This is a genomic window from Acinetobacter sp. YH12201, from assembly GCF_013418145.1.
Lineage (GTDB): Bacteria > Pseudomonadota > Gammaproteobacteria > Pseudomonadales > Moraxellaceae > Acinetobacter.
In genome coordinates this window covers 1-5,202 of the sequence record NZ_VPCP01000128.1, presented here as the reverse complement: position 1 = coordinate 5,202, position 5,202 = coordinate 1, and the positions used below count along the sequence as shown (strand labels likewise).

8 protein-coding genes are annotated in these 5,202 nt (G+C 37.1%); 2 read left to right on the top strand and 6 right to left on the bottom strand.

The window, feature by feature from the left end; translation table 11 throughout:
- Positions 1–319: 319 nt before the first annotated feature.
- From FTU91_RS15550 to FTU91_RS15525, 6 genes are all read right to left on the bottom strand, one after another.
- The gene (locus FTU91_RS15550; protein ID WP_180082789.1) at positions 320–1,129 is read right to left on the bottom strand and encodes a hypothetical protein; all 810 of its coding nucleotides are present in this window, start codon (positions 1,127–1,129) and stop codon (positions 320–322) included.
- Positions 1,130–1,256: 127 nt separating this feature from the next.
- A complete protein-coding gene (locus FTU91_RS15545; RefSeq protein WP_042087985.1) occupies positions 1,257–1,472 on the bottom strand; it encodes a hypothetical protein in 216 nt (71 codons plus the stop codon).
- Positions 1,462–1,758 (bottom strand): BrnT family toxin, encoded by a 297-nt coding sequence (locus FTU91_RS15540; RefSeq protein WP_042087986.1) that lies wholly within the window; start codon positions 1,756–1,758, stop codon positions 1,462–1,464. Before FTU91_RS15540 ends, FTU91_RS15545 begins: the two co-directional genes overlap by 11 nt.
- Positions 1,759–1,828: 70 nt before the next feature.
- The gene (locus FTU91_RS15535) at positions 1,829–2,329 is read right to left on the bottom strand and encodes a hypothetical protein (RefSeq protein ID WP_068550831.1); all 501 of its coding nucleotides are present in this window, start codon (positions 2,327–2,329) and stop codon (positions 1,829–1,831) included.
- Complete coding sequence (locus FTU91_RS15530; RefSeq protein WP_119065094.1) at positions 2,326–3,255, bottom strand: MobA/MobL family protein; 930 nt, start codon at positions 3,253–3,255, stop codon at positions 2,326–2,328. Before FTU91_RS15530 ends, FTU91_RS15535 begins: the two co-directional genes overlap by 4 nt.
- The gene (locus FTU91_RS15525; protein ID WP_002061201.1) at positions 3,255–3,410 is read right to left on the bottom strand and encodes a hypothetical protein; all 156 of its coding nucleotides are present in this window, start codon (positions 3,408–3,410) and stop codon (positions 3,255–3,257) included. The genes FTU91_RS15530 and FTU91_RS15525 overlap by 1 nt, the downstream gene beginning before the upstream one ends.
- A gap of 279 nt (positions 3,411–3,689) precedes the next feature.
- On the opposite strand from FTU91_RS15525, the gene FTU91_RS15520 reads away from it, so the two are divergent.
- A complete protein-coding gene (locus tag FTU91_RS15520) occupies positions 3,690–4,106 on the top strand; it encodes a conjugal transfer protein TraD (RefSeq protein WP_108091264.1) in 417 nt (138 codons plus the stop codon).
- 75 nt (positions 4,107–4,181) lie between these two features.
- Positions 4,182–4,601 carry a hypothetical protein gene (locus tag FTU91_RS15515; protein ID WP_133175294.1) on the top strand — a complete coding sequence of 140 codons (420 nt, stop codon included), beginning with the start codon at positions 4,182–4,184 and terminating at the stop codon, positions 4,599–4,601.
- The last annotated feature ends 601 nt before the right edge of the window (positions 4,602–5,202 follow it).

Genomic DNA, 5,202 nt, shown 5'->3' with positions numbered 1-5,202 from the left:
TCCCTCCACATGCAACGCATGCCAATCCCTAAAACGGACACGCAGAAGCAGGCAAAGCTCGATCTATGATGCTTATTTGATGATTTAAAACACGGATTAACGAAGACTTATCATTTTGAGACTTGATCTAAACACTGTTTATTGTGAAAATAGAGTTCAGGTACCAGCCTTTGGTGAAATCATAACGGTCGCCAAACCTTATGATCTTCGTTATTCGATGGGTTAACATCAAATAACTGCGTACCGTAGAATTTACTGGAAAACCCCTCTAAGTTGCAAGGCTTAGGGGGGATTTTCTTTATAATTTACAATTACAAATTTACTTATCCTTATTTAAAGCAAATTTTCGCTTCTTAATCACAGTAATTGACTTTTCTTGTGAAGCTATATTTTGCTGAATAGCTACCTGCTTCATTTTTACTGGTAAAGTAATCTTTTCATCAGATTTGGGGCTAGATTCTTTAGGCTTTGAATCTGTTGGCTTTTGCAAAGTTGCTTCTTTATTTTTAATTTTTATATAAATTTTATGTACGACCGTATTGTGTTCTTTGATCTCCTTATTTTTACTCTTTATTTTTTTATATTGTTCTTTAAAGGGCGTTATAAAACTCTTAACCGTTGATAGCAGTACAGCTTCATCAGAGTGTATATCTGCTAATGTCTTTGGTGTTTCACTTTGTACAAAATCAATAAAATGTAAGGGAAATTTTTCAATAATCTCTGGAGTAGCAAAACTAACAAAATGATATCCGTGATAAGAAATTACAGCGTAATTTGTATCCTGTTTAATCGGATGTTTGATATATCCCTTTACTGTCGCTTCTCCTTGATCCAATAGCTTTTTTAGATAGAAATCCTTGATATGATTCTCTAAAACTCTACTTTTTCTATAAAAATTAATCTTATTGTTAATCTCTTCTCGCTCTTCTATTTCATCAACAATATCTAACTTATGACTAAATTCAACAAATTGAGCATGATGATATTCAGCAAGTTTAGAAGTCCAAATTAAGATTTGTCCAAGATTATCAGGCTTAATAATCTCAATATCGTTGAAATCAAGTTTTTTTATTAGTGCAAGTTCTTCATGCTTGAACTCTTTTCTTTCCAAACTTGAATGTTTCAACATAACAACTTCCTTAACCACGGCGTATCCTTCAAAAATTATAAAGTAAAAGCTCATTTGGTATGAATACCAAATGAGCTTTCTAATTAATCAATCAAACATTAAAACAAAAAAGGGAGGTCATACCTAATTAAGTACGTTTCAATGCCATAATATGGCGAACCATATCGTTAATATGTTGTTTTGTTTCATTATCTTGTGAACCTAACCATGTCACCACATCAGCATCAAAAGCCTTTGCTTGAGCGATGGCGTGACGTTCCTGTAATTTTTTCACAAAACTAGGTTTAACCAATGGGGCATTGGTAGGATCAAAATTTTTATAGCGTTCTAATTCATTTTGCATTGCTGTACCTCCGCTTTTGGTGATGTGATGGTTCAAATGCAGTGATTATTCTCGCAACATCTCCACGTTCAACCCAAACCACTGTTAATAGTCTACCACGATTGCTTAAACCGACTGATATTAGTCGTTGTTCGTCATAGTGTCCTACATCATCAAAAGACATCAATGCAGGATCAAGGAAAATACTACAGACTTCTTCGAACGTAATTTCACGCCCTCTGTAGACTAAATCCATTTTTTGGTCATGCCATTCAAATAACAAGCCGTAATATTCAATCAATGGCATGATTACCCCTTTTCCTCTCGTAGAATTGAAATTAAGTAAGAATTTTCTTTTAGCATAAGAAATATTCTTATTATTTTGGGTCTATGACACAAAAATCGCCATTTTTTCCATATCCGCACTGCTTTTTCATCACTCGGACACACGGTTTAGATTCTCCATCAACTTTACAACTTCCAATATCAAACTGGATGCCTTGCTGTCTCAGGCTCTCGATCTGCGGGATATTGCCTAAAGGTTTGATATAAACACTAAACAGCCAAATGATACCAAGCATCAGAATGGCAAAGATGCCTAGAACAATGGTAATGAGCTTCCATGACAACTGATCACGGGCTGATTCAATTGAATTATTCAAGCGTCCAAGTGCTTTAGCGGTCTTAATAAGCTCCGCTGTACCCTCCTGTAAGCCCGTATTTAGCGATTTTGATACAGTATGGTGGGTCTGCCCAGCAATAGTGCTTTGAATGTGTTCTTTCGTGATTTGAAGCTCTTTAACGGCCTGATTGACGAGGTTCTGCTGTTGTTCTGCAACTGCCATTAGTGCATATAGCTTTTTTTCATCAGGTGTCATCGGCTCATCCCTCTAAACTTCATTGTTTTCTGTTGCTCTCTTTCTAATTTCTGCTGTTGTTTGTACTGTTCCAAAGCAAGCTGTTTAAAGCTGTCAAAATCAGCCTTAAAGCTCTCAATACCCTGTTTAATTTCTTTGTCTGAAATTGGGCTGTTTTTGAGGTCTTTCAGGTCTTGTTTCGGGTCGCCTAAGTCTAGTCGCTCAAGCTCTTTATAGGCTGTACGTGATTGTTGTAGGGCTTCCCTAATTTCAGGGTCTTTGGCTTGGCTTGGTAACAGTTTCTTTTCGGGTTCTTTCTCTATGCCTTGCTCTTTGTAGCTTCGCATATCAATACGGCTATCAATTTGATGTTTTTCTAAATGGCTGTTGCATAAATCCGCCCATCTTTGGCGTAGGTCTTTAATATCAATTTTTCGTTCCTGGTAACTCTTGCCTGTATTGTCTTTTTTAGCTCCGCCACGTTCAGGATTTTTGCTGTTATAGCGTTTGAAATATTGCTCTGGATCTCGTTCGATTCCATCTTGCAGACGTTCATTAAACATGAGATGCACGTGGGGCTGATCGTTGCCGTCCATTGCTTTAGGGTTATGAATCGCAAACTGATATGGATATTTTGAGCCGATCTCGGACTGAATGAACTCCTCAACCAGTTCTAGACGTTGTTTGGCATTCATCTCTCTAGGCAGGGCAATTTCATATTCTCGATAGGTACTGCCATTTTTGCGCTCGTAAAGGTCGGCTGCTTCCCAAAAGGTAATCGGATTATGTTCAGCCCATTTCGGCATATTCCCATAGGCACTATGTTCAAGGTCGGTTTCTGCCTGTTCTTGTTTCAGCTTTTTTTCTTCATCCCGATCAATATATTCGGCATGCGGTGCTGCTTTACCTGCCTTACCGACTTTGACACTTAAACGAGCAATCGCCATTAGGTCTTATCCTGTTCCTTTTTTCGGTTACGTTCTTTTTTAAACGCTCTTTGATCAAGTATCGAAGCCCACATCATAATGATGATAATTAGCGGTGCTGCGATCACGCCAAAACTAATATCTTTGATTTTTCCCAATACCTGTTTTAGTTGCATGCTGTTGCTCCTAGCTTTGGTACTTCTTTTTTTCATTCAATTTTCAATTGAACGAAAAAAAGAAGTTTCAGGGTTTTAGGGATGAAGTCCCTAACGTGCTTAGGTTTCTCAATGAAATTGAGAAACGTCTAAGCGCGCCATCAATTTTTTGATGGAAGTACAGGCGACAATCTCTAGAACGACTTTAACAAAATTGCGTACCTTGGACGTAATTATTTTGTTATCGTTCTTTGAGTATTGAGCCTGTGCTTTTGCGGTATATGAATTAAGGAATTGAATATGAATAATGATTGGCTGTCTGAAAAAATTACCTACATTTCTGCTTTAAAGAATCCCAGTGATGCACAAAAGCTTTTATTAGAATTAGCTCAAATCCAATACCGTACTCCCGACCAAGAGAAAAAATTGAATGCCTTGATCAAAGCTGAAAAAGCCATAGATCGAGCGAATAAACAGAAGATAGCAGTTAGAAAATTACTGAATGCAGAAAAGGAAGCTGAACGAAAAGCTCGTACACGTCATCTCATTCAATTAGGCGCACTTTTTGAAATTGCTAACCTTGATCAGCGTGACCCAGCCGAATTACTTGGAATTCTGCTTAAAACTGCTGAAATAGACCCAAATGATATGAAATGGCAAATTTGGAAGGATTTAGGATTAGAAGTTCTCAAACAACGTAAAAATAATTCAAATTAATTATAAGCTAAGCTAGATCAGCAATAAATTAAGTTATGATTTAACAAATCATTATGAGATTTCATAGGACAATTAATGAAAAAGTTTATCTTAGGACTCTGTCTATCTTTACCAATTCTCTCTCATGCAGCACCTAAATGGGAACTTGCTAATGTATTCATCACAAACAAAGATAAAGGTGAGATTTCTAAAATATATGTAGACAAAAATTCAATCAAAACAGCACCAAATAATAATGATATTAGATATTTTTCTATAAAAGAAGTTCACTCAAATCCTAAAAATAATGTAGTGAAAAATAATTTAGCGATTGAATGTTCACAAGGTCTTTTCTTGAGCCCATTTACTAATCAATGGGAACCTATTTTTCAAAGAGGCTATATTATTGGTACTCTAAAAACCTATGAATATTATAGCTATACAACTGTTTGCGATGATGTCAGAGGAAAATATTCTAATAACATTATTATTAATACAAACAGAATTGGATTTTAATAATAGCCTAAGCAGAACAAGCTTCTCAAAAGCTCTTCTATAAAAATATAAAAACCTATAAAAGCAAAAGCACATGCTCTCAACTTCTCAACTCGTTACCCAAGCGTCGCACTTCGTGCTTTGGCTTTGGTGAACGGTTGAGAGAGTTTCGGCAATACTCTCCCTAAAGGCGGTCATTTAAAAAAATGACACATCCTTTAAGTATTGCCGATTTACCGCATATTCTTTTGGCTTCGGAGCCACGTATATCGGTCGTATCCGCACATAGCTTTGCAGACTATGCAGACAAGGACTAAAGGTCTTGCACCTTCTCCCACGCGCTCCCTGTCGAAGTATGGCGGTATCTCTGCGAGGGTTTCCCCAACATGCAACTTAACCAACCTATACAGCTACTCTTAACGCTCCGCTTTTGTGAGATTCCCCTGTAGCGGTTTAGCCTTTCGACTATCGCTACGTTGCACCAGTGACACTTATTCCCTCCACATGCAACGCATGCCAATCCCTAAAACGGACACGCAGAAGCAGGCAAAGCTCGATCTATGATGCTTATTTGATGATTTAAAACACGGATTAACGAAGACTTATCATTTTGAGACTTGAT

Bases quoted from the DNA above. Each gene is read 5' to 3' on its own strand.
- FTU91_RS15550 (WP_180082789.1), bottom strand. From the start codon at position 1,129: ATGTTGAAACATTCAAGTTTGGAAAGAAAAGAGTTCAAGCATGAAGAA.
- FTU91_RS15545 (WP_042087985.1), bottom strand. From the start codon at position 1,472: ATGCAAAATGAATTAGAACGCTATAAAAATTTTGATCCTACCAATGCC.
- FTU91_RS15540 (WP_042087986.1), bottom strand. From the start codon at position 1,758: ATGCCATTGATTGAATATTACGGCTTGTTATTTGAATGGCATGACCAA.
- FTU91_RS15535 (WP_068550831.1), bottom strand. From the start codon at position 2,329: ATGACACCTGATGAAAAAAAGCTATATGCACTAATGGCAGTTGCAGAA.
- FTU91_RS15530 (WP_119065094.1), bottom strand. From the start codon at position 3,255: ATGGCGATTGCTCGTTTAAGTGTCAAAGTCGGTAAGGCAGGTAAAGCA.
- FTU91_RS15525 (WP_002061201.1), bottom strand. From the start codon at position 3,410: ATGCAACTAAAACAGGTATTGGGAAAAATCAAAGATATTAGTTTTGGC.
- FTU91_RS15520 (WP_108091264.1), top strand. From the start codon at position 3,690: ATGAATAATGATTGGCTGTCTGAAAAAATTACCTACATTTCTGCTTTA.
- FTU91_RS15515 (WP_133175294.1), top strand. From the start codon at position 4,182: ATGAAAAAGTTTATCTTAGGACTCTGTCTATCTTTACCAATTCTCTCT.